Genomic DNA, 23,023 nt, shown 5'->3' on the forward strand with positions numbered 1-23,023 from the left:
GGCGCACGGCACGGGGGAGTGCGGGAGCGCGCCGCGGGGCTGGTTGAATGGCGGCATGCCGCTTGATCCCGAGATCGCCGCGAGACTGAAGCGCGACGGCGACGGGCTGGTGCCCGCGATCGTCCAGCAGCACGACACCGGTGAGGTGCTCATGCTCGCCTGGATGGACGACGAGGCGCTGCATCGCACGCTCACCACCGGCAGGGCCACGTACTGGTCCCGCAGCCGCCAGGAATACTGGGTCAAGGGCGACACGTCCGGTCATGTCCAGTACGTGCGAGAGGTCGCGCTCGACTGCGACGGCGACACCTTGCTGGTCCGGGTCGACCAGGTCGGCGCGGCCTGCCACACCGGCGACCGCACCTGCTTCGACGCCGACCGGCTGCAGGCCGTCCAGGGCGCCGCCGCCGCGCCCGCGGAGCGGTAGATGGGCTCCGGGCAGGGCGCGGGCCGGCGGGAGCTGTGGCTGTGGGTGGCGCTCACGGCCGCGGGCTGCCTCCTGGTGCTGCTCGCCGCGGGCCGCCCCTGGGTGGACGGCGTACGGGCGAGCGGCGAGCTGACGGTCCCCACCGGCGGTGACCTGAGCCCGGTGCTGACCCCGCTCGCCCTGGCGGGGCTGGCCGGGGTCGTCGCCGTGCTGGCCACCAAGGGCGCCGGACGGCGCGTCGTCGGCGCCCTGCTGGCGCTGTGCGGCATCGGCGCGGCGGCCGCGGCGTGGGGCGCCACCGGCCGGGCCGGGATCGAGACCTGGCTGCGCGGGCACAACGTGCTCAGCGCGGCGGGCCCGCTGGAGTGGGACGTCGTGACAGCGTGGCCCGCCGCCGCCGGGCTGGGCGCGCTGCTGATGCTGGCCGGCGGGGTCCTCGCCGTCATCCGCGGCGGCAGGTGGGCCGGCATGTCCGACCGGTACGAGCGAGCGGCCGACCGCCCCCGGCCCCAGGCCGACGGTGACAGGGCCCTGTGGGACGCGCTCGACCGCGGGGACGACCCCACCGAATCGCGCTGAGTTCGTTCACGTACGGATGTCTCTCCGGGCCTGTCCGCCCAGGCCGCCGGCGGCATGATGGTGACGCTGCCCGGTCCCGCCGCGACCGCGTCGGCCGGTTACTGAAGTTTTGCAGGCGGATTACAAGTTGTCCGCAAGCTGAACGTTATTGCATGTCGCCCATGGTTTGTCGCTAGGCTGCCGCGCGCACCTCACCACGAACTAACGATATGAGGAGTTAAAGGGACATGAGTTACGGAAACCAGGGCGACGGCGGATATGGCGCCCAGCCGCCCGGTGGCGGTTACGGTCAGCAGCCCCCGAGCGGTGGCGGCTACGGTCAGCAGCCGCCCAGCGGCGGTGGTTACGGTCAGCAGCCGCCCAGCGGTGGCGGCTACGGCCAGCAGCCCCCGAGCGGCGGTGGCTACGGTCAGCAGCCCCCGAGCGGTGGCGGTTACGGCGGTTACGGCGAGCAGCCGCCGAGCGGCGGCGGCTACGGCGGTCCGCCTCCCGGCTACGGCCAGCAGCCCGGCGGATACGGCACCCCGCCGGACAACCACCTGGTCGCCGCCATCCTGACGACCCTGTTCTGCTGCCTGCCCCTGGGCATCGTCTCGATCGTCAAGTCGACGCAGGTCAACCAGAAGTGGCAGATCGGCGACATGCAGGGTGCCATGGCCGCGTCCGAGGAGGCCAAGACCTGGTGGAAGCGGTCGCTGATCGCGGGCATCGCGATGTACGCCCTCATCATCGTGGGCTACATCGTCTTCTTCATGATCATCGCCGCGAGCGTCACGACCACCTATGGCACGTACTAAATAACCATGACCGACGCGAACCTCGATCGGCGCGGCGCTGACCGGCTCAAGGCAGTGCTCGCGCCGCTCGGTGTGGCCGCGGCCGCCGGCGCCGTCTTCGCGGTCGTCGGCACGATCGACCCCAACCAGCCGGGCAACTACCCGACCTGCCCCTTCCTGTGGGCGACGGGCCTCTACTGCCCCGGGTGCGGCACGCTGCGCACCATCCACGCACTCGCCCATCTCGACCCGGTGACGGCGCTCGGCCTGAACCCGCTGGCCCTGGCGATGGTCCCCTTCCTGCTGTTCTGGTGGGGACGGTGGATGGTGAACGCGTGGCGCGGCAGACCGCGGCGCACCACGCTCGCCCACCCCGCTTACCTGTGGGCGTTCCTGGCAATGGTGATTCTTTATTGGGTCGTCCGCAATCTCCCATTCGGGGTGTTCCTGGCTCCCTAGTCAACCCCCCTGTGGCGAGCCGACCTCGCCGGGGCCGATACCATCGCAGAGTACGGGGCCGGGAGCGGACGCCTTGCGAACTACCGGTCTCCACCCCCACTGCCGACCGGAGGGACCCTAAGCGCGTGAGTGAGCGGACGGAAGGACCTAGTGTCCTCGACGACATCCTCGACGGGGTGCGTGCCGATCTCGCCGCACGCCAGCAGACCGTGTCACTCGGCGAGCTCAAGCAGCGCGCCGAGCGGGCGCCGGCCCCCCGCGACGCGCTCGCCGCGCTGGGCGGCGACCGGGTCTCGGTGATCGCCGAGGTGAAGCGTTCCAGCCCGTCCAAGGGTGCGCTGGCCGCGATCGCCGACCCGGCGGCGCTGGCGGCCGACTACGAGGCGGGCGGCGCCCACGTGATCAGCGTGCTGACCGAGCGGCACAAGTTCGGCGGCAGCCTCGACGACCTGGCCGCCGTGCGCGCCCGGGTCGACATCCCCATCCTGCGCAAGGACTTCATCCTCACCTCCTACCAGCTCTGGGAGGCCCGGGCCCACGGCGCCGACCTGGCGCTGCTCATGGTCGTCTGCCTGGAGCAGGAGGCGCTGGTGTCGCTGATCGAGCGCGCCGAGTCCATCGGGCTCACCCCGCTCGTCGAGGTCCACACCGAGGAGGAGCTCGACCGGGCCGTCTCGGCGGGCGCCCGCGTCATCGGGGTCAACGCCCGCAATCTCAAAACTCTCGAAGTCGACCGCGACGTCTTCAGCAAGTTGGGGCCGAAGATCCCCGATAATGTCATCAAGATCGCAGAGTCGGGTGTGCGGGGCCCGCACGACCTGCTCGCCTACGCCAGATGGGGCGCCGACGCGGTGCTGGTGGGAGAGAGCCTGGTCACCGGCAAGGACCCGCGCAAGGCCGTGGAGGCGCTGGTGACCGCAGGCGCCCACCCGGCGACACGCCCGGATCACGGAGCAGAGGGATAGCAGTGGCAAACGAAGGCACGATCCTTACCGCCGCCGATCTCGCCGGCAACGGCGTCCACGGCGACGATCCCGATGTGCACGGCAAGTTCGGCATCTTCGGCGGCCGGTTCGTGCCCGAGGCGCTCATCCCGGCGCTCGACGAGGTCGCCCGCACCTACGCCGAGGCGCGCGCCGACGCGCGGTTCCTGCGCGAGTTCGACCACCTGCTGCGCACGTACGCGGGCCGGCCCACCACGCTCACCGACGTGCGGCGCTTCAGCGAGCAGGCCGGCGGCGCGCGGGTCATACTCAAGCGCGAGGACCTCACCCACACCGGCGCCCACAAGATCAACAACGTTCTGGGCCAGGCCCTGCTCACCAAGCGCCTCGGCAAGAAGCGCGTGATCGCCGAGACCGGAGCGGGCCAGCACGGCGTGGCCACCGCCACCGCCGCCGCGCTCCTCGGCCTCGAGTGCGTGATCTACATGGGCGCGGTCGACTGCGAGCGCCAGGCGCTCAACGTCGCCAGGATGAAGCTGCTCGGCGCCACCGTCGTCCCGGTCCACAACGGCTCCAAGACGCTCAAGGACGCCATCAACGAGGCGTTCCGCGACTGGGTCACCAACGTCGACACCACCCACTACCTGTTCGGCACCGTCGCGGGCCCGCACCCGTTCCCGGAGATCGTGCGCGACTTCGCCCGCATCATCGGCGTCGAGGCCCGCCGCCAGATGCTGGAGCTGACCGGCGCGCTGCCGACCGCGGTGTGCGCCGCCGTCGGCGGCGGCAGCAACGCCATCGGCATCTTCCACGCCTTCGTCGGCGACGAGGGCGTCCAGCTCCACGGCTACGAGGCCGCGGGCCGGGGTCTCGACAGCGGCGAGCACGCCCTGACCCTCACCGCCGGCACGGTCGGCGTGCTCCACGGCTCGCGCACCTACGTGCTGCAGGACGAGGAGGGGCAGACGATCGAGTCCCACTCGATCTCGGCCGGCCTCGACTATCCGGGCGTGGGCCCCGAGCACGCCTGGCTCAAGGACAGCGGCCGGGCCACCTACCACGGCGTCACCGACGACGCGGCCATGGCGGCGTTCTCGCTGCTGGCCAGGACCGAGGGCATCATCCCGGCCATCGAGTCCTCCCACGCCCTCGCGGGCGCGCTGGAGCTCGGCCGGGAGCTGGGCCCCGAGGCGACCATCCTGGTCAACCTCTCGGGGCGCGGCGACAAGGACATGGGCACGGCCATGAAGTACTTCAACCTCTGACGACCAGGACCACCAATGACGACTCTTCAGACGGTGTTCGCCAAGGCCAAGGCGGACAACAGGGCCGCCCTCGTCGCCTACCTGCCCGCGGGCTTCCCGACCAAGGACGGCGCCGTCGCCGCCGCCGCGGCCCTGGTCGAGGCCGGCTGCGACGTCATCGAGATCGGCCTGCCCTACTCCGACCCGCTGATGGACGGTCCGACCATCCAGGACGCGGTGCACCGCGCCCTGGTCAACGGCACCCGCATCGCCGACGTCCTGCGCACCGTCGAGGGCGTGGCGGCCACCGGCGCGGCCACGCTCGTGATGACGTACTGGAACCCGATCGACCGCTACGGCGCCGACCGGTTCGCCCGCGACCTGGCCAACGCCGGCGGCGTCGGCACCATCACGCCCGACCTGACCCCCGAGGAGTCTGGGCCGTGGCGCGAGGCGTCCGCCGACGCAGGCATCGACACCGTGTTCCTGGTCGCGCCCAGCTCGACCGACGAGCGCATCGCGGCGGTCGCCGCCTGCTGCACCGGGTTCGTCTACGCCGCCTCGCTCATGGGCGTCACGGGCGCCAGGGAGTCGGTCAACGTCGCCGCCGAGGGTCTGGTGGAGCGCACCCGCGCCCACACCGACCTGCCCGTGTGCGTCGGCCTCGGCGTCGGCACCGGCGCGCAGGCGGCCGAGGTCGCCCGCTACGCCGACGGCGTCATCGTCGGCTCCGCCTTCATCCGCCGCCTCCTGGACGCGCCCGACGAGGCCGCGGGCCGCGCCTCGATCCAGAAGCTGGCCCGTGACATGGCCGAGGGAGTCCGCGCCCGCGGCTGACCCGGCCCGCGAGCCCCCCGGGAGCTCCCGGGGGCTTCGCCTTGTCACGCGCCTTGTCCCGTGCGACCTGCGGCAATCGGCGCTTAGCCGAGTCTTATCGGCAGCGTGATCAGATAGATCCAAGGTACTGTGCGCTTTCCCGGTACACAGCGGAAGAGGAGATGGCCCGTGAACGCGTCGGAGGCGTCACGCAACGCCAGATCAGCGATACCCTGGGTGACGACCGCCGCCCGGCTGGTCCTCGGCGGGGTGCTGATCGTGGCCGGTGGGCTCAAGATAGGCAACCCGTCCGAGTCGGTCGTGGCGGTCAGAGCGTACGAGCTGCTGCCCGACGCGGTGGCCACGACGGTCGGCTACGGCCTGCCGATCGTGGAGATCGTGGTCGGCGTGTTGCTGATCATCGGGCTCATGACCAGGGTGGCCGCCGTGGTCGCCGCGCTGCTCATGCTGGCCTTCGTCTTCGGCATAGCCTGGGCGTGGGCCCACGGGCTGCGCATCGACTGCGGCTGCTTCGGCGGCGGCGGTCAGCTCGGGGCCGGGCAGGAGCCGACGTACCTCATCGACATCCTGCGCGACTTCGGCTTCGTGCTGCTGGGCGTCTGGATCGTGCGATTCCCGCCCGGGCGCGTCGCGCTCGACCGGCCGCTGGGCCTGGCGGGGCTGGAGCATCCGATCGGAGAAGAGGAGAACGGCGATGGGCAAGGGCGACCGGGCGAAGTCGGCGCGTGAGAAGATCGAGCAGCAGCGCGCAGCCGACCGCGTGCGGGAGCGGCGCAAGAAGCTCGTCACCTACGTGACGGCCGGCGTGGTCGCGCTGGCCGCCGTCGGCGCCGGGTGGTGGTACGCGGCCAGCACGTCGCAGTCCGAGCAGGCCGGCGAGGCGCTGGCGCCGATCACCGTGAACGCCGAGGGCGCCGTGGTGATGGCCAAGGAGGGCGTGACCCAGCCGGTGATCGACATCTACGAGGACTTCCAGTGTCCCGCCTGCCGCGAGCTGGAGCGGGTCAGCGGCGCCACGTTCAAGAACCTCGCCGCCGAGGGCCTGGCCAAGGTCGTCTACCACCCGATCACGATCTTCTCCCAGGAGCCGACCAAGTCCAACTCGGTGCGGGCCGGGGCCGCCTCCCGCTGCGTGCCCGACGGCCCGCAGTGGATGGCCTTCCACGACACGCTCTTCGAGCACCAGCCCAGCGAGGTCGGTGAGGGCTTCAAACTCGACGAGATGGTCGGGTGGGGCAAGGACGCCGGCATCACCGACCCCGCCTTCGAGACCTGCGTCACGTCCCAGACCTACGCCAAGGCCCAGCTCGACTACAGCAAGAAGATCGGCGACGAGCAGAAGATCCAGGGCACCCCGACGGTGAAGCTCAACGGCACCGAGCTCGACAGCAGTGTCGCGTTCTCGCCTCAGGAGCTGCGCGAAACCGTCACCGAGGCCGCCAAGTAGCGCGGCGTCCGCTACCCTCACCTGACATGCTCCTAGCCTCGATTCCCAGCCCCTCCCAGGGGGTCTGGTATCTCGGAATCATCCCGATCAGGGCCTACGCGCTCTGCATCGTGCTCGGCGTGGTCGTCGCCGTCTGGCTGGGCGAGCGCCGCTGGCGCGCTCGCGGCGGCGAGAAGGGCACGATCATCGACATCGCCGTGCCGGCGGTGATCTTCGGCCTGATCGGCGGCCGCCTCTACCACGTCATCACCGACTGGCAGACCTACTTCGGCAGCCGCGCGATCAAGGAGCCCATCCAGGCCCTGTTCATCTGGGAGGGCGGGCTCGGCATCTGGGGCGCGGTCGCGCTGGGCGCCGTCGGCGTCTGGCTGGCGTGCCGCCGGCGCGGCCTGTCGCTGAGCGCCGTCGCCGACACGGTCGCGCCCGGCATCGCCTTCGCCCAGGCGATCGGCCGCTGGGGCAACTGGTTCAACCAGGAGCTGTACGGCTCGCCGACGACGCTGCCGTGGGGCCTGGAGATCGACATGCAGCACGGCGGCGAGCCCGGCGTGCTCTACCACCCGACGTTCCTGTACGAGTCGCTGTGGAACGTCGCGCTCGGCTTCGCCCTGATCTACGCGGGCAAGCGGTTCTCGCTGCGCCACGGGCGGCTGTTCGCCCTCTACGTGGCCGGTTACACGCTGGGCAGGTTCTGGATCGAAGGGCTGCGCATCGACCCCGTCGGCGGCGTCGACCACGCCGTCGAGTTCCTCGGCCTGCGCATCAACCAGTTCACCGCCATCGCGCTGTTCGTCGGCGCCCTCGTCTACTTCTGGGTCACCAGGAACAAGACCTCCGAGGAGGTCGTCGTCGCGCGGCCGGACGCCGCTGCCGACTCCACTGCCGACTCCACTGCCGACTCCACTGCGGACGACGACGCCGATCCGGCGCACCGGCCCGATCAGGCCGACCCCGACGACGACCCCGCCACCGAGGAGGCCTCCGGCGCGGACCGGGTTCCCGGGCAGGACTCCGAAGCCGTACCCGAGGAGAAGAACAGCCGATGAGCGAGCGCGCGGAGGCTCACCACCAGCACCGCGACGTCGCCGGCGGCTGGCTGCGGCCGTCCGTGTTCGGCGCCATGGACGGCCTGGTGTCCAACTTCGCGCTCATCGCCGGGGTCGCGGGCGGCACCGGCGATCCCGGGATCATCGCGCTCGCGGGCGTCGCCGGGCTGGCGGCGGGCGCGTTCTCCATGGCGGGCGGCGAGTACGTCTCGGTCGCCAGCCAGCGGGAGCTGGCCCTGCGGGAGATCAAGGTGGAGGCGCGCGAGCTCGCCCACCACCCCGACGAGGAGCTGGAGGAGCTGGCCCGGTCCTTCACCGACCGGGGCGTCGATCCCGCGCTCGCCGCCGAGGTGGCCAGGCAGCTCTCCCGCGACCCCGAGCAGGCGCTGGAGCTCCACACCCGCAACGAGCTGGGCATGACTCCCCGTGACCTGCCCAAGCCCAAGGTGGCGGCCGTCTCGTCGTTCCTGTCGTTCGGGCTGGGAGCAGCCCTGCCGCTGCTGCCCTACCTGTTCGGCGCCGTGGAGCTGTGGGTGTCGGCGGTGGTGTCGTGCCTGGCCCTGTTCGGCGCGGGCGCGATCGTGTCCGCTGTGACGGCCCGCAGCTGGTGGTACTCCGGGTTGCGGCAGCTCGTCGTCGGCAGCGTCGCCGCCGCGCTGACGTTCGCCCTCGGCCACGCGATCGAAGGCGCGACGCTGTGACCGGCCCGCAGCGCAGCCGCAGGCGCCGCCGGACCCGGCCGCCCCGGTCCGACTGGCAGTTCCCGCTCCTCACCGACTGGGGGGTCCGGCCCGAGCGGCAGAAGCTCCTCGTCATCGTCACCTCGTCGATCGCCGTCCTCGCCGCGGCGGTCGCGCTCGTCGTCGTGGTGGCCTCACTCGGCTCCTACACGCCCGAGAGCCGGACCGGCGCCGCCATCGCGCAGACGAGCTCCGCGCTGCCGCAGACCTTCCACGGGTGGGCCTCGCCCAAGCTGTTCGAGCCGATCTCCGACCGCGCCGAGGACGCCAAGCCGCTCACCGCGAAGGAGGTCTTCGCCCAGAAGACGCTCACCGGGGAGAAGAAGCTCAGGCTCCGGCTGGTCGCCAGCAAGATCGAGGCCGACTGCTCGGCCGCCCTGTGGGGGGAGGCGCTGATCGAGCAGGTGTCCGCCGCCGAGTGCAGCCAGGCCGCCCGCGGCCTCTACACCAGCGCCGACGGCCGCTACGTCGGCCAGTACACCCTGCTCAACCTGCGCGACGGGCAGGCGGCGGCCGAGCTGGTCGAGTCGCTCAAGACCCTCTACCGGGGAGGCTGGACGCTCCCCCTGGAGAGCGCCAAGGCCGCCTTCCCCGGCAGCGGCTACACCGAGGCGGGCGGCTACGCCCTCGGCCACTACGTCGGGCTGGTGTGGATCGGCCGGGCCGACGGCGCCGAGCCCACGGCCAAGGACGACTACGTGTCGCTGGCCCTGACCCTGCGCGGCGCCGAGAAGCCCGTCTACCAGCGCGTCGTGGCGATCACCGGGCCGGGGTCCTGATGGTGTACGCTCCCACGCGCTCGTCCGGTTACCGAGGAGGCCGCTCGTCCGCAGCGGCAGGTTGTTGGCGTCACAGGGGGACTAGATGCCGGTCCGACTCGTCATCGCGCTGGTGTCGGCCGCGCTCGCCGTCGTCGCGGCGGGCGCGTGGCTGTGGCTGGGACGGGACGCGCCCCGGCCCGCCGCGCTGCGCACCCAGCCCACGTCCGCCCTGTACGCGCTCGTCGACACCCGCCAGGCCGACACCCGTCCGCTGACGGCGGCCGAGGTCTTCACCGGCGCCACGCAGACCCTCGGAGCGCTGCGGCGCGAGGCCGTCGAGGAGCTCGACGACTGCGCGGACGCGCTGTGGGGGGTCGAGGCCGACGGGTGCACGCAGGCGCTGCGTGCCACGTACCGGGGGGAGGGGATGGCGGGGCAGTTCGTCATCTTCAACCTCCCGGACGGGCGGGCCGCCGACGCGCTGGTGTCCGCCCTGCGCACGGACGGGTTCGTCCGGCAGGCGCTCCCGTTCGACCCGGCCCGCAGCCGTGCCGAGGTCCGCGCGCTGGGGCACTACGTGACGGTCAGCTGGGCGGGTGTCCTGGAGGGCGCCGCGGAGGGCGATCTCGTGCAGCCTCTGATCGCCCTCGACGGGCTGAGCGCCGTCGTCCAGTCGCGCGTCCTCGACGCCACGTGAGCGGGGTTTCTCTCGGGCTGTGCGTGACCGGCCGTAGTGCGTGAAAAGCTTCAAACCCTTTGGGGAACCCCCCGGGTGAGGCGCCGTCATGCGTGCCTTACGGCCCGCTGTTCCCACCGTAGGGATTCGAAACGCCGCTGTTCCCGTCGTCGGGGAGGGAGTGGAGGGTGGCGGCGATGGCTGAGGGGAGGGCCGTCAGGCGGTGGAGTGGGGCGTCCAGGGGGGTGAGGTCGCCGGCCCAGGGGGCCGCCTCGCGGATCAGGGCGCGGGCCTCGTTCTTGGTGAGGGTGACGTCGTGGGTGGCGGCTACCGCGATGAGGGCCTCGCGCCAGGTGTTGGCCAGTTTGGCGTGGCCGCTGTCGAGGATGCGGCGCAGGATCTGGGCCTGCGGGGCCTCGGGGCGGGGGCGGCGGGTCGCGGTGAGCATGGCGCCGGACTCGGTGAAGCTGTAGACGGGGTCCAGCGCTGAGGGGATGTCGAAGGGGCCCGCCAGGTGGACCTCGACGTGCGGGGCGCGGGTGGCCAGCAGGAGGCGGGGGAGGGCAGCCTCCAGGCCCGGGGGGACGGCTATCGCGACCCTTTCCACCGAGGCCGCGTACGGTTTGCCCAGCCAGGTCGCCAGCTTGACCCGGGGCTGGGGGAGGGTGGCGGGCCAGTCGCCGACCAGCAGGTCGGCCTCGACGGCGGACGAGAGGCGGGTGGCGGACTCGGCCATGCTCGCGGGGGTCGGGCGGGGCTCCGCTTGGCCGGGAGCGGGCGCCGGGGCGGACTCGACCGACTGGGGGCCGTGGGTGTAGATGGCGGTGGTGAGCTGGGAGAGGCGGGAGCGCACGGCGGGGGCGGTCTTGGTGGTGGGGCGCAGGATGTAGAGGTCGGCGGCGGAGCCGATCGCCTCTGCCCCAAAATATCTGTTGAAATCTGGGTAAATCGCTTCAAACGCCACGTTCAACGCCGACAGGGCGTTCTGCACCTTCAGCGCCAGCGCCGGGGTCCGCTCGCTCGCTCCGTACGCCAGCAGGACGCGCCCGTTCTCCGTCAGCCCTTCCAGCGCGCGGGCCACGAACAGGCCGACGCCCTCCGGGGTGTACGGGGGGTCGGTGACGGCCAGGTCGTGGTCGCGGGCCGACGCGGGCAGGCCCAGCCGCAGGTCGGCCCAGCGGGTGTGGATCCCCAGCCGCTGCTCGTCGATGTAGGCCAGGATGCGGTCGTCGACGTCCACCACGGTCACGTCGGTCTCCGGATGCACCAGCTTGACCGCGACCGAGGTCAGGTCGTGGTCGCCGACACACAGCAGTCGCCCGCCCGGGAGCCAGAAACGGGCCCCGAGCAGCAGCGCCCGGCGCAGGACCGTCTCGGGCGTGGCCGGCACGTGGTCGAGCGCGTGGCGGGGCCGCGGCGCCTTGGCCACCAGCTCGCGCAGCCGCTCCAGCGCGGGCTCGTAGTGCGCGACCAGGTGCTGGACCGGGTCCTCCGGAGGCGGCGCGAGCGCCAGCAGGTCCTGGAAGTCCTGCCAGTGCGCCGGCGGCAGCCGGAACCGGTCTCCCTCCCGCTCCGTCCGCAGCTCGCGTAGCAGCTCCTCGATGGTGCGCCGGGACGTCGCGGTCTCCCTGACCAGGTCGGCCAGGGACCACCAGCGGCCGTCGCAGAGCAGGGTCAGCGCGTGCCTGAGCCGCCTGCTGTCCACCCCTGCCGCGCCGAGCAGGCGCTCCACCCCGTCACGCTCCATACGGCCACCCTATCGATCCGCCGCGCCAAGATCCGAGCCGCTGACCTCGGATAAGTGCGACATGTTTCGTAAAACGGACGCGATGGGCACCATTCCGGCAGCGTGCGGTAACCTCTACACACGATATGCAGCAGGGCCAACGTCGTCCCCGCCTGTAAGCAGTTCAAGACAGACGATGACGACGGGAGGGATGCAATGCCTGCTGCCCACCTCGGGTTCCCCGAGCCCCAGGGCCTCTACCACCCCGCCAACGAGCATGACGCCTGTGGTGTCGCCATGGTCGCCGACGTCGCAGGACGCCGGGGGCACGGGATCGTGGTCAAGGCGCTGACGGCGCTGTGCAATCTGGATCATCGGGGGGCCAAGGGTAGCGAGCCGGACACCGGCGACGGAGCCGGGATCCTCACCCAGATCCCCGACGCTTTCTACCGCGCGACCACCGGCTTCCCGCTGCCCCCCGCCGGGCAGTACGCCACCGGCATCGCGTTCCTGCCCATCGACGAGCAGGCGCGGGCCATCGCCACCGGCATGATCGAGGAGATCGCCGCCGAGGAGGGCCTCACCGTCCTCGGGTGGCGCGACGTGCCGGTCGACCGCGCGCTGCCCGGGCCGAGCGCCCGCGCGGTCATGCCGTACTTCAAGCAGATCTTCGTGTCCTCGCCGGGCGGCGAGGCCGGGATCGACCTCGACAGGCTCGCGTTCTGCCTGCGCAAGCGGGCCGAGCACGAGGTGGACGTCTACTTCCCGTCCCTGTCGGCGCGTACGGTCGTCTACAAGGGCATGCTCACCCCCGAGCAGGTCGAGCCGTTCTTCCCCGACCTGTCCGACGAGCGTTACGAGAGCGCGATCGCGCTGGTCCACTCGCGGTTCTCCACCAACACGTTCCCGAGCTGGCCGCTCGCGCATCCGTACCGCTACATCGCGCACAACGGCGAGATCAACACCGTCAAGGGCAACCGCAACTGGATGCGCGCCCGCGAGGCCATGCTCCAGTCGGACCTGATCCCGGGCGACCTGGCACGGCTCTTCCCGATCTGCGACCCCGACGCGAGCGACACCGCCTCCTTCGACGAGGTGCTGGAGCTGCTCCACATCGGCGGCCGGAGCCTGCCGCACGCGGTGCTCATGATGATCCCTGAGGCGTGGGAGAACCACACCGAGATGGATCCCGCGCGCCGCGCCTTCTACGAGTTCCACTCCTCCCTGATGGAGGCGTGGGACGGCCCGGCGTCGATCACGTTCACCGACGGCACGCTCGCCGGCGCCGTGCTCGACCGCAACGGCCTGCGCCCCGGCCGCTTCTGGGTGACGGCCGACGGGCTCGTCGTGCTCGCCTCCGAGGCGGGGGTGCTCGACTTCGAGCCCGGGGACGTGGTCCGCAAGGGCCGCCTGCAGCCCGGCCGGATGTTCCTCATCGACACCGCCCGCGGCAAGATCATCGAGGACGACGAGATCAAGGCCGAGCTCGCCGCCGCGCTCCCGTACGAGGACTGGCTGCACGCCGGGCTGGTCAGGTTCGAGGAGCTGCCCGCGCGCGAGCGCTGGGTCGTGTCGGAGACGCGCGAGGTCGACAGCCCCAGCCACGAGGCGCTCGTCAAGCGGCAGCAGACCTTCGGCTACACCGAGGAGGAGCTGCGCGTCATCCTCACCCCGATGGCCCGCACCGGCATCGAGCCGATCGGCTCCATGGGCACCGACACCCCGGTCGCGGTGCTCAGCGAGAAGCCCAGGCTGCTGTTCGACTACTTCAGCCAGTTGTTCGCGCAGGTGACGAACCCGCCGCTGGACGCCATCCGCGAGGAGCTGGTGACCAGCCTGGCCAGCACGCTCGGTCCCGAGGGCAACCTGCTCGACCCCGGGCCGACGTCGTGCCGCCAGCTCGTGCTGCCGTACCCGGTGATCGACAACGACGAGCTCGCCAAGATCATCCACATCAACGACGAGCACGACCTGCCGGGCTTCCACCCGCACGTCGTCTCCGGCCTCTACGAGGTCGCGGGCGGCGGCGAGGCCCTGCTGCACCGCCTCGACGAGATCCGGGCCGAGGTCTCTCAGGCCATCGCCGACGGCGCCCGGATCATCGTGCTGTCCGACCGCGGCTCCGGCGAGGCGCTCGCGCCCATCCCGTCGCTGCTGCTCACCGGCGCGGTGCACCACCACCTGATCCAGGAGAAGACCCGCACCAAGATCGGCCTGGTGATCGAGACAGGCGAGGCCCGCGAGTGCCACCACATGGCGCTGCTCATCGGCTACGGCGCCGGCGCGGTCAACCCCTACCTCGCCATCGAGACCGTCGAGGACCTGGTCGACAGCGGAACGCTCAAGGTCGACAAGCGCAAGGCCGTACGCAACCTGATCAAGGCGTACGGCAAGGGCGTCATCAAGGTCATGTCCAAGATGGGCGTGTCGACCGTGGCCTCCTACACCGGCGCGCAGATCTTCGAGGCGCTCGGCCTGAGCCAGGAGGTCATCGACTCCTGCTTCACCGGCACCACCTCGCGGCTCGGCGGCGTCGGCTTCGACGTGCTGGCCAGAGAGGCCGCCGAGCGTCACGCGCACGCGTACCCGAGGGCGGCGAACGCGCACCGCCGGCTCCAGGTCGGCGGCGAGTACCAGTGGCGGCGCGAGGGCGAGCCCCACCTGTTCAACCCCGAGACCGTCTTCAAGCTGCAGCACGCCACCCGGACCCGCCGCTACGAGATCTTCAAGGAGTACACCGGCATGGTGGACTCCCAGGCGGAGCGGCTGATGACCCTGCGCGGCCTGTTCAAGCTGCGCGCGGGCACCCCGATCCCGATCGAGGAGGTCGAGCCCGTCTCGGAGATCGTCAAGCGGTTCTCCACGGGCGCGATGTCGTACGGCTCGATCTCGATGGAGGCGCACGAGACGCTCGCCATCGCGATGAACCGGCTGGGCGGCAAGTCCAACACCGGTGAGGGCGGCGAGGACCCCGAGCGGCTCTACGACCCGGCCCGCCGGTCGGCGATCAAGCAGGTGGCCTCCGGCCGGTTCGGCGTCACCTCCGAATACCTGGTGAACGCCGACGACCTGCAGATCAAGATGGCCCAGGGCGCCAAGCCCGGCGAGGGCGGCCAGCTGCCCGGCCACAAGGTCTACCCGTGGATCGCCAAGACGCGCCACTCCACACCCGGCGTCGGCCTCATCTCGCCGCCGCCGCACCACGACATCTACTCGATCGAGGACCTCGCGCAGCTCATCCACGACCTGAAGAACGCCAACCCGGCGTCCAGGGTCCACGTGAAGCTGGTGGCCGAGGTCGGCGTCGGCACGGTCGCGGCCGGGGTGTCGAAGGCGCACGCCGACGTGGTGCTGATCTCCGGCCACGACGGCGGCACCGGCGCGTCCCCGCTGACCAGCCTCAAGCACGCGGGCGCGCCGTGGGAGCTGGGCCTGGCAGAGACGCAGCAGACGCTGCTGCTCAACAACCTGCGCGACCGCATCGTGGTGCAGGTCGACGGCCAGCTCAAGACCGGCCGCGACGTGGTCATCGCCGCCCTGCTGGGCGCCGAGGAGTACGGTTTCGCCACCGCGCCCCTCGTGGTCAGCGGCTGCGTGATGATGCGGGTCTGCCACCTCGACACCTGCCCGGTGGGCGTCGCCACACAGAACCCCGAGCTGCGCAGGCGGTTCAGCGGCAAGCCCGAGTTCGTGGTCAACTTCTTCGAGTTCATCGCCGAGGAGATCCGCGAGTACCTCGCCGAGCTGGGCTTCCGCTCGCTCGACGAGGCCATCGGGCACGTGGAGATGCTCGACACCACGGCGGCCGAGGACCACTGGAAGGCGAGCGGGCTCGACCTGTCGCCGATCCTGCACCGGCCCGACCTGCCCGCGAGCACCGCGCTGCGCCGGGTCACCGGCCAGGACCACGGCCTGGACCACGCGCTGGACAACACGCTGATCCAGCTCGCCGAGGGCGCGCTCCGCGACGGCACCCCGGTCACGCTCGACCTGCCCATCCGCAACGTGAACCGCACGGTCGGCACCATGCTGGGCTATGAGGTCACCAAGCGTCACGGCGGCGAGGGCCTGCCCGACAACACGATCGACATCTCCTTCACCGGCTCGGCGGGCAACTCGTTCGGCGCGTTCGTGCCCCGCGGCATCACGCTGCGGCTCACCGGCGACGCCAACGACTACCTCGGCAAGGGCCTGTCCGGCGGTCGCGTCACGCTGCGCCCGCACGAGGAGGCGCCGCTCGACGGTCACATCATTTCCGGAAATGTCGCCTTGTACGGTGCTACGTCCGGAGAAGTGTTCATCCGGGGCGTCGTCGGTGAGCGGTTCTGCGTGCGCAACTCCGGCGCGACCGCCGTCGTCGAAGGCGTCGGCGACCACGGCTGCGAGTACATGACCGGCGGCAGGGTGGTCGTGCTCGGCCCCACCGGGCGCAACTTCGCGGCCGGCATGTCCGGCGGCGTCGCCTACCTGCTCGACCTCAAGGCCGAGCGGGTCAACCGCGAGATGGTCGCCATCGAGGCGCTCACCGGCGAGGACGCCGAGTTCCTCAAGGAGACCGTCGAGAAGCACTTCGCCGAGACCGGCTCCCCGGCGGCCAAGCAGCTGCTGGCCGACTGGGACTCCGCGCTCACCCGGTTCGGCAAGATCATGCCGACCGACTACCGGCGGGTCCTGGAGGCCGCGGAGGCCGCCCGCATCGAAGGCAGGGACATCGACGAGGCCGTCATGGCGGCTGCGGTTCAGGGATAGGGAGGCGTACCGATGGCTGACCCCAAGGGGTTCCTCACGCACGAGCGGGAGCTGCCGGCGCGCCGCCCCGTCGACGTCCGCATCGGCGACTGGCAGGAGGTCTATCAGGACTTCCCGTCCGGCAAGCTGACCAAGCAGGCGGCCCGCTGCATGGACTGCGGCATCCCGTTCTGCCACAACGGCTGCCCGCTGGGCAACCTCATCCCGGAGTGGAACGACCTCGTCCACCGCACCGACTGGCGCGAGGCGATCGAGCGGCTGCACGCCACCAACAACTTCCCGGAGTTCACCGGCAGGCTCTGCCCGGCTCCGTGCGAGGCGGCGTGCGTGCTCGGCATCAACGCCGACCCGGTGGCGATCAAGCGGGTCGAGGTCGAGATCATCGACCGGGCGTTCGCCGAGGGCTGGGTGACCCCGCAGCCGCCGCAGCGCAAGACCGGCAAGCGGGTGGCCGTGGTCGGCTCCGGCCCGGCCGGGCTGGCCGCCGCCCAGCAGCTCACCCGCGCCGGTCACGACGTGGTGGTGTACGAGCGGGCCGACCGCGTCGGCGGGCTGCTGCGCTACGGCATCCCCGAGTTCAAGATGGAGAAGCGCCACATCGACCGCCGCCTGGCGCAGATGCGGGCCGAGGGCACCGAGTTCCGCACCGGCGTCAACGTCGGCCTCGACGTCACCGCCGCCGAGCTGCGCGAGCAGTACGACGCGGTGGTGCTGTCCGGCGGCGCGACCGCGTGGCGCGACCTGCCGGTGGCGGGCCGCGAGCTCAAGGGCGTCCATCAGGCGATGGAGTATCTGCCGCTGTCCAACAAGGTGCAGGAGGGCGACTTCGCGGTCTCCCCGATCTCCGCCGAGGGCAAGCACGTCGTGGTCATCGGCGGCGGCGACACCGGCGCCGACTGCATCGGCACCGCCATCCGGCAGGGCGCCGCGTCCGTCACGCAGCTGGAGATCATGCCGCGGCCGCCCGAGACCCGGGCCGCCGGGCAGCCGTGGCCGACCTTCCCGATCCTGTTCAAGATGGAGAGCGCCCACGAGGAGCTCGCCGAGCAGGGCGGGCAGCGGGTGTACGCGGTCTCCACCACGGAGTTCGTCGGCGACGCCGACGGCAACGTGAAGGCGCTGCGCCTGGTGGAGGTCGAGGGCCCGCAGTCGGGCTTCAAGCCGATTTCCGGCACCGAGCGGGAGATCCCGGCCGAGCTGGTCACGCTCTCCATGGGCTTCGTCGGCCCGGAGCGGGGCCCGCTGCTGCGGGACCTGGCCGAGCTGGGCGGCGACGGCTTCTACGACGCCCGCGGCAATGTCGCGCGCGACAAGACCTACATGTCCAAGGTCGACGGCGTGTTCGTGGCCGGCGACATGGGCCGCGGCCAGTCGCTCATCGTCTGGGCCATCGCCGAGGGCCGCGCCGCCGCCAGCGGCGTCGACCGGTTCCTGACCGGTGACACGGCGCTGCCCTACCCGATCCTGCCGACGGCCCGTCCGCTGGTCTGACCTGCGCTGGAACGAAACGCCCGCCCGGCCCCTTCCCGGGCGGGCGTTTCGCGTCCCGGCTCGCCCCCGTATCCGGCGGGTTGCATCAGTTGCCGCAGGTCGGGAAGATGCACATTCTGGAGAAGTACGGATGATAGGGGAGAAATGAGGCGTGTTGCCCCGGTCCTCGCGGCGCTGTCGGCGACAGCCGCGCTGACCGCCTGCTCCCCGGTCACCCCCGCGGCCGCGGCCGCCGCCGACTACCTCGTCTTCTACGCCGACGGCCGCCGGGCCGACGCGCTCACCGCCGTGCGGAAGGCCGACGGCACCGTCACCCACACCGAGACCAAGCTCGGCTACCTGATCGCCCAGGGCTCCGGCGAGCGCTTCGCCGAGACCGTCGGCGCCGACCCCGCCGTCGTCGGCGTCTCCGGCGACAGGGCCATCGGCCGCACCTCCGCGACCGCCGCCAGGGCGTTCCCCGACGGGTCGGCCTTCGGCGAGAAGGGCTCCGCCGAGAAAAGCGACCCGCTCAGCGGCCTCCAGTGGGACATGCGGCTGATCGGCGCCGACCGCGCCAACGAGAAGGCGCCCGGCACGAAGAAGGTCCTCGTCGGCGTCATCGACACCGGCATCGACGGCAACCACCCCGACATCGCGCCCAACTTCAACCGCGGGCTCAGCCGCAACTTCGTCACCGACCGGCCCAAGGACGAGAACGGCGAGAACCTCGACGGCCCCTGCGAGGCCGCGGACTGCAAGGACCCCGTCGACCAGGACGACGAAGGCCACGGGACGCACGTCGCCAGCACCATCGCCGCGCCCATCAACGGCATCGGCATCGCCGGAGTGGCCCCTGGGGTGCAGCTCGTCAACATCCGGGCCGGCCAGGACTCCGGCTTCTTCTTCCTCAAGGCCAGCCTCGACGCCCTCACCTACGCCGGCGACATCGGCGTCGACGTGGTCAACATGAGCTACTACGTCGACCCGTGGCTGTTCAACTGCCGGGCGAACCCGTCCGACAGCAAGAAGGAGCAGCTCGAACAGCGCGCCATCATCACCGGCATGCAGCGCGCCCTCGACTACGCCAGGAAGAAGGGCGTCACCCTCGTCTCCGCGCTCGGCAACGGCGCCACCGACCTCGGCCGGCCGAAGGCCGACAACGACAGCCCCGGCTACCCGCGCGGCGATGAGAAGATCCGCAGGATCGACAACGGCTGCCTCAACGTCCCCGCCGAGTCGGAAGGCGTCATCTCGGTCGCCTCGGTCGGCCCGTCCGGCCGCAAGGCCATCTACAGCGACTACGGGACGGAACAGGCGGACGTCGCCGCGCCCGGCGGCGACGCGCTCGACGGCAAGGGCGCCTCCCCGACCCGCTCCATCCTCGCCGCCGCCCCCGAGAAGGCGCTGCGCGCCAAGGGCCGCATCGGCGCCGACGGCAAGCCCAAGGGCCAGGACGTCGTGCGCGACTGCGCCCGCGGCACCTGCGCGTACTACCAGTACCTCGACGGCACCTCCATGGCCGCCCCGCATGCCACCGGCGTGGCCGCCATCATCATCAGCCGCTTCGGCAAGCCGGGGCCGGGCGGCGTCACCCTCGCGCCTGACACCGTCGAGGAGTACCTGTACAAGACCGCGACGCCGGCGGCGTGCCCCGTCCCGCGCGCGTACGTCTACGACGTGTACGGGGAGAAGACCACGCACGTGTGCGAGGGCGGCCCGGACAAGAACGGCTTCTACGGCCACGGCATCGTCAACGCCCTGGAGGCGGCCACCTTCGAACCATGACGGCGACACGTGCACGTGGCGCGCTCGCCGGTCGCCGTTGCCGTGCTGTTCTCCCGCGCGCGGTACGTTCTGCGTCGTCCTTGACTGCCAAGTGGTCTGTACCAATTAAGGTAGGACTCGTGACACGTCGCGCGAAAATCGTCTGCACTCTAGGCCCAGCCACGTCCTCACCCGAACGCCTGCGCGATCTCATCGCCGCGGGCATGGACGTCGCACGGTTCAACCTCAGCCATGGCGACCATGACATGCACAGAGAGGTCTTCGATCGCGTCAGGGAGGTGGCGGCCGACCTCGGCCGCGGTGTAGGCGTTCTCGCCGACCTGCAGGGCCCCAAGATCCGCGTCGGCCGCTTCGAGGAGGGGCCGGTCCGGCTCGGCTTCGGCGACGTCTTCTCCATCACCGCCGAAGACGTCCCCGGCGACCGCGAGCAGGTCTCCACCACCTACAAGGGTCTCGCCAAGGACGTGCGCCCCGGCGACACCATCCTCGTCGACGACGGCCGGCTCGTGCTCGAGGTCACCCGCGTCGACGGCGACCGGGTCGTCACCCGCGTCGTCATCGGCGGCATGATCTCCGACAACAAGGGTCTCAACCTGCCCGGCGTCAACGTCAGCGCCCCCGCGCTCACCGACAAGGACGAGACCGACCTGCGCTGGGCGCTGCGCACCGGGTTCGACATGATCGCCCTGTCGTTCGTCCGCCGTCCCTCCGACGCCGACGTCGTACGCAACATCATGGAGCAGGAGGCCGTCCGCCTCCCCCTCCTCGCCAAGATCGAGAAGCCGCAGGCGGTCGAGCGCCTCCCCGAGATCGTCGAGGCCTTCGACGGCATCATGGTCGCCCGCGGCGACCTCGGCGTCGAGCTGCCGCTGGAGCAGGTGCCGATCGTGCAGCGGCGCATCATCGAGCTGTGCCGCGAGAAGGCCCGCCCGGTCATCGTCGCCACGCAGATGCTCGACTCGATGATGAGCGCCCCCCGCCCCACCCGCGCCGAGGCCTCCGACGTCGCCTACGCCGTCATGGACGGCGCCGACGCGGTCATGCTGTCGGGCGAGACCTCCGTCGGCAACTACCCGATCGAGTCCGTCTCCACGATGGACCGCATCGCCTGCGCCGCCGAGGCCTCCTCGCTGCACGCCACCCACACCCTGGAGCGCATGCCGGAGACCACCGGCGGCGCCATCGCCCGCGCCGCCGCCGAGGTCGGCGCCATCGTGGGGGCCAAGGCCCTGGTGGCCTTCACCATGTCCGGCGAGACGGCCCGCCGGCTGGCCCGCTACCGCTCGCCGATCCCGCTGCTGGCCTTCACCTCCGCGCCCCACGTCCGCGGCCAGCTCTCGCTCACCTGGGGGGTGGAGACGTTCCAGGTGCCGTTCGTGCACCACACCGACGACATGGTGCGGCAGGTGGAGGCGTCGCTGCTGTCTCTGGGCCGGCTGGAGAAGGGCGACAAGGTGGTCATCGTCGCCGGCTCCCCGCCCGGCACCCCCGGCTCCACCAACGCGCTGCGCGTGCACACGATCGGCTCCGCCGTCTCCCACGCCAGCTGAGGGACCGTCCGTCGGCCGGCTGCCCCCGGGAGGGAAGCCGGCCGGACGCTAGTTGGCGTGCAGCGCCTCGTTCAGCTCGATGCCGGTGCCCTGGCGGGTCACCACCTCCACGGCGCCGGTCTCGGAGTTGCGGCGGAACAACAGCCCGTCGCGCCCCGACAGCTCCCTGGCCTTCACCACGCCGCCGTCCGGCAGGCGCACCTTCGTGCCCGCCGTCACGTACAGCCCGGCCTCGACGACGCAGTCGTCGCCCAGTGAGATGCCGATGCCCGCGTTCGCGCCGATCAGGCAGCGCTTGCCGACCGAGACGACCTCCTTGCCGCCGCCCGAGAGCGTGCCCATGATGGACGCGCCGCCGCCCAGGTCGGAGCCCTCGCCGAGCACCACGCCCGCTGAGATCCGGCCCTCGACCATGGACGCGCCCAGCGTGCCGGCGTTGAAGTTGACGAACCCCTCGTGCATCACGGTCGTGCCGCTCGCCAGGTGGGCGCCCAGGCGCACCCGGTCGGCGTCGGCGATCCGCACCCCGGACGGCATCACGTAGTCGACCATGCGCGGGAACTTGTCGACCCCGTAGACCGCCACCGGCCCGCTGGCCCGCAGCCGCGCCCGCGTGATCTCGAAGCCGTCCACGGCGCACGGCCCGTGACTGGTCCACACGACGTTCGCCAGCTTGCCGAACACCCCGTCGAGGCTCAGGCCGTGCGGCCGGACCAGCCGCGCCGAGAGCAGGTGGAGCCGCAGGTAGGCGTCGTGGGCGTCGGCCGGCGGCTCGGAGAGCTTGGCGATGCCGGTGCGGACCGCCACCACCTCCACGCCGCGCGCCTGGTCGGGCCCCACCAGCCCGCCCAGCTCGCCGGCCTCCTCGGCGGAGAGCCGCTCGGTGCCCGTCACGGGCGGCTCGCCCAGCTGAGGCTCGGGGAACCAGGTGTCGAGTACGGTGCCGTCAGCGGCTATGGTCGCGAGGCCGATGCCGAAAGCGCCGGTCACGGCAGGATCGATAGCAGTCACATGCCTCAAAATACCGTGACGGTGCTCCTCAGATGGCGCCCAGGTCGGCCGACAGCCAGTGTTCGGGCCGCATCCGGAACGTCACCAGCGCGCCCAGGTCGGACCCCTCCACGTAGCCGGGAACCGCCTCGACCGGCAGGTAGCGCGAGGCGATCCTGGTGAGCTGCTCCAACGTCGTCGGCCCCGACCACACGACCGGCCCCTCGACGGACACGTACCGATAGGTCGGGCTGGTCCGCTGCACCAGCAGCGTGAACCGGCCCGTCTTCCCGATCAGCGCCGCCTTCCGGGAGTCACGCCCGGTCAGGAACTCCACGTCGCCGCCCGGTTCGTAGTCGTACCAGACCGGCACGCTCAGCGGCCCCCGGTCCGCTCCCGCGTCGACCGCCACACCGGCCACATGCGGCTCCGCCAGGAACTTGGCCCGCTCCGCCACGTTCAACCCCACGGCATCCACCTCCGAAAAGCCACCGTGATCCGTTCATTACCGATCTTCGGTCACCCTATGCCTGCTTTGGAGGCGTACCTTCGAGGCGAAAGGTCACGTGGAGCAGGGGGAGGGCGTCTCGACGGGGCGTTCGGTGCACGACCTGGCCGCCGCAACCGGCCGATCGGAGAGCACGATCAAGGGTCACACGAGGGTGCGTGCGACGGTTTCCGGGGTGCCGGAAGCGGGATTCGAACCCGCACGCCCTTGCGGGCAGACGCTTTTGAGGCGTCAGTGTCTGCCATTCCACCATTCCGGCATATTTCCAGACGTGTCCGGAAACTTGTGGGGGTTCACCTCTTCAGG

At 71.4% G+C, this 23,023-nt stretch carries 20 protein-coding genes and 1 tRNA gene; 17 read left to right on the plus strand and 4 right to left on the minus strand.

Annotated elements, in window-relative coordinates:
- Positions 1–55 precede the first annotated feature (55 nt).
- The 13 genes from hisI to ABD999_RS33965 all read left to right on the plus strand — a co-directional run bounded on the left by hisI (position 56) and on the right by ABD999_RS33965 (position 9,957).
- Complete coding sequence (gene hisI, locus ABD999_RS33905; RefSeq protein WP_219543443.1) at positions 56–427, plus strand: phosphoribosyl-AMP cyclohydrolase; 372 nt, start codon at positions 56–58, stop codon at positions 425–427.
- Positions 428–1,006 carry a Trp biosynthesis-associated membrane protein gene (locus ABD999_RS33910; RefSeq protein ID WP_271278721.1) on the plus strand — a complete coding sequence of 193 codons (579 nt, stop codon included), beginning with the start codon at positions 428–430 and terminating at the stop codon, positions 1,004–1,006.
- A 227-nt stretch (positions 1,007–1,233) separates the two neighbouring features.
- Complete coding sequence (locus tag ABD999_RS33915; RefSeq protein ID WP_148032630.1) at positions 1,234–1,803, plus strand: CD225/dispanin family protein; 570 nt, start codon at positions 1,234–1,236, stop codon at positions 1,801–1,803.
- A 6-nt stretch (positions 1,804–1,809) separates the two neighbouring features.
- Positions 1,810–2,241: a DUF2752 domain-containing protein gene (locus ABD999_RS33920; protein ID WP_148032629.1), complete on the plus strand. Its 432-nt coding sequence runs from the start codon at positions 1,810–1,812 to the stop codon at positions 2,239–2,241.
- Between the two features lie 125 nt (positions 2,242–2,366).
- A complete protein-coding gene (gene trpC / locus ABD999_RS33925; RefSeq protein ID WP_148032628.1) occupies positions 2,367–3,206 on the plus strand; it encodes an indole-3-glycerol phosphate synthase TrpC in 840 nt (279 codons plus the stop codon).
- A gap of 20 nt (positions 3,207–3,226) precedes the next feature.
- Positions 3,227–4,450 carry a tryptophan synthase subunit beta gene (gene trpB / locus ABD999_RS33930; protein WP_148034733.1) on the plus strand — a complete coding sequence of 408 codons (1,224 nt, stop codon included), beginning with the start codon at positions 3,227–3,229 and terminating at the stop codon, positions 4,448–4,450.
- A gap of 15 nt (positions 4,451–4,465) precedes the next feature.
- Positions 4,466–5,266: a tryptophan synthase subunit alpha gene (trpA, locus tag ABD999_RS33935; protein ID WP_148032627.1), complete on the plus strand. Its 801-nt coding sequence runs from the start codon at positions 4,466–4,468 to the stop codon at positions 5,264–5,266.
- 168 nt (positions 5,267–5,434) lie between these two features.
- On the plus strand, positions 5,435–5,995 hold the full coding sequence (locus ABD999_RS33940; protein ID WP_261808664.1) for a DoxX family protein: 561 nt from the start codon (positions 5,435–5,437) through the stop codon (positions 5,993–5,995).
- A complete protein-coding gene (locus tag ABD999_RS33945; RefSeq protein WP_271278720.1) occupies positions 5,961–6,713 on the plus strand; it encodes a thioredoxin domain-containing protein in 753 nt (250 codons plus the stop codon). Before ABD999_RS33940 ends, ABD999_RS33945 begins: the two co-directional genes overlap by 35 nt.
- 26 nt (positions 6,714–6,739) lie before the next feature.
- Complete coding sequence (lgt, locus tag ABD999_RS33950; protein ID WP_271278719.1) at positions 6,740–7,759, plus strand: prolipoprotein diacylglyceryl transferase; 1,020 nt, start codon at positions 6,740–6,742, stop codon at positions 7,757–7,759.
- On the plus strand, positions 7,756–8,460 hold the full coding sequence (locus tag ABD999_RS33955; RefSeq protein WP_219543447.1) for a VIT1/CCC1 transporter family protein: 705 nt from the start codon (positions 7,756–7,758) through the stop codon (positions 8,458–8,460). Before lgt ends, ABD999_RS33955 begins: the two co-directional genes overlap by 4 nt.
- Complete coding sequence (locus ABD999_RS33960; protein WP_219543448.1) at positions 8,457–9,278, plus strand: hypothetical protein; 822 nt, start codon at positions 8,457–8,459, stop codon at positions 9,276–9,278. Before ABD999_RS33955 ends, ABD999_RS33960 begins: the two co-directional genes overlap by 4 nt.
- 85 nt (positions 9,279–9,363) lie before the next feature.
- The gene (locus ABD999_RS33965; protein ID WP_148032622.1) at positions 9,364–9,957 is read left to right on the plus strand and encodes a hypothetical protein; all 594 of its coding nucleotides are present in this window, start codon (positions 9,364–9,366) and stop codon (positions 9,955–9,957) included.
- Positions 9,958–10,054: 97 nt separating this feature from the next.
- Here the strand turns inward: ABD999_RS33965 and ABD999_RS33970 are convergent, their stop codons facing one another.
- The gene (locus tag ABD999_RS33970; RefSeq protein ID WP_271278718.1) at positions 10,055–11,683 is read right to left on the minus strand and encodes a bis-aminopropyl spermidine synthase family protein; all 1,629 of its coding nucleotides are present in this window, start codon (positions 11,681–11,683) and stop codon (positions 10,055–10,057) included.
- A gap of 195 nt (positions 11,684–11,878) precedes the next feature.
- Between ABD999_RS33970 and gltB the strand changes: the two genes are divergently transcribed.
- The 4 genes from gltB to pyk all read left to right on the plus strand — a co-directional run bounded on the left by gltB (position 11,879) and on the right by pyk (position 21,219).
- Positions 11,879–16,411: a glutamate synthase large subunit gene (gene gltB, locus ABD999_RS33975; RefSeq protein WP_271278717.1), complete on the plus strand. Its 4,533-nt coding sequence runs from the start codon at positions 11,879–11,881 to the stop codon at positions 16,409–16,411.
- A gap of 12 nt (positions 16,412–16,423) precedes the next feature.
- A complete protein-coding gene (locus ABD999_RS33980; RefSeq protein ID WP_345483074.1) occupies positions 16,424–17,902 on the plus strand; it encodes a glutamate synthase subunit beta in 1,479 nt (492 codons plus the stop codon).
- Positions 17,903–18,046: 144 nt separating this feature from the next.
- Positions 18,047–19,669, plus strand: coding sequence for a S8 family peptidase (locus ABD999_RS33985; protein ID WP_271276371.1), 1,623 nt, complete (start codon positions 18,047–18,049; stop codon positions 19,667–19,669).
- Between the two features lie 119 nt (positions 19,670–19,788).
- Positions 19,789–21,219 carry a pyruvate kinase gene (pyk, locus tag ABD999_RS33990; protein ID WP_148032618.1) on the plus strand — a complete coding sequence of 477 codons (1,431 nt, stop codon included), beginning with the start codon at positions 19,789–19,791 and terminating at the stop codon, positions 21,217–21,219.
- Between the two features lie 48 nt (positions 21,220–21,267).
- On the opposite strand, the gene dapD is transcribed toward pyk, so the two are convergent.
- From dapD to ABD999_RS34005, 3 genes are all read right to left on the minus strand, one after another.
- A complete protein-coding gene (gene dapD / locus ABD999_RS33995; protein WP_271279613.1) occupies positions 21,268–22,209 on the minus strand; it encodes a 2,3,4,5-tetrahydropyridine-2,6-dicarboxylate N-succinyltransferase in 942 nt (313 codons plus the stop codon).
- Between the two features lie 49 nt (positions 22,210–22,258).
- Complete coding sequence (locus ABD999_RS34000) at positions 22,259–22,678, minus strand: pyridoxamine 5'-phosphate oxidase family protein (protein ID WP_148032616.1); 420 nt, start codon at positions 22,676–22,678, stop codon at positions 22,259–22,261.
- 215 nt (positions 22,679–22,893) lie between these two features.
- A tRNA-Leu gene (locus tag ABD999_RS34005) sits at positions 22,894–22,976 on the minus strand.
- Positions 22,977–23,023 lie beyond the last annotated feature (47 nt).

The organism is Nonomuraea ferruginea (assembly GCF_039540635.1).
GTDB lineage: Bacteria > Actinomycetota > Actinomycetes > Streptosporangiales > Streptosporangiaceae > Nonomuraea > Nonomuraea ferruginea.

Bases quoted from the DNA above. Each gene is read 5' to 3' on its own strand.
- hisI (WP_219543443.1), top strand. From the start codon at position 56: ATGCCGCTTGATCCCGAGATCGCCGCGAGACTGAAGCGCGACGGCGAC.
- ABD999_RS33910 (WP_271278721.1), top strand. From the start codon at position 428: ATGGGCTCCGGGCAGGGCGCGGGCCGGCGGGAGCTGTGGCTGTGGGTG.
- ABD999_RS33915 (WP_148032630.1), top strand. From the start codon at position 1,234: ATGAGTTACGGAAACCAGGGCGACGGCGGATATGGCGCCCAGCCGCCC.
- ABD999_RS33920 (WP_148032629.1), top strand. From the start codon at position 1,810: ATGACCGACGCGAACCTCGATCGGCGCGGCGCTGACCGGCTCAAGGCA.
- trpA (WP_148032627.1), top strand. From the start codon at position 4,466: ATGACGACTCTTCAGACGGTGTTCGCCAAGGCCAAGGCGGACAACAGG.
- ABD999_RS33945 (WP_271278720.1), top strand. From the start codon at position 5,961: ATGGGCAAGGGCGACCGGGCGAAGTCGGCGCGTGAGAAGATCGAGCAG.
- lgt (WP_271278719.1), top strand. From the start codon at position 6,740: ATGCTCCTAGCCTCGATTCCCAGCCCCTCCCAGGGGGTCTGGTATCTC.
- ABD999_RS33955 (WP_219543447.1), top strand. From the start codon at position 7,756: ATGAGCGAGCGCGCGGAGGCTCACCACCAGCACCGCGACGTCGCCGGC.
- ABD999_RS33965 (WP_148032622.1), top strand. From the start codon at position 9,364: ATGCCGGTCCGACTCGTCATCGCGCTGGTGTCGGCCGCGCTCGCCGTC.
- ABD999_RS33970 (WP_271278718.1), bottom strand. From the start codon at position 11,683: ATGGAGCGTGACGGGGTGGAGCGCCTGCTCGGCGCGGCAGGGGTGGAC.
- gltB (WP_271278717.1), top strand. From the start codon at position 11,879: ATGCCTGCTGCCCACCTCGGGTTCCCCGAGCCCCAGGGCCTCTACCAC.
- ABD999_RS33980 (WP_345483074.1), top strand. From the start codon at position 16,424: ATGGCTGACCCCAAGGGGTTCCTCACGCACGAGCGGGAGCTGCCGGCG.
- ABD999_RS33985 (WP_271276371.1), top strand. From the start codon at position 18,047: ATGAGGCGTGTTGCCCCGGTCCTCGCGGCGCTGTCGGCGACAGCCGCG.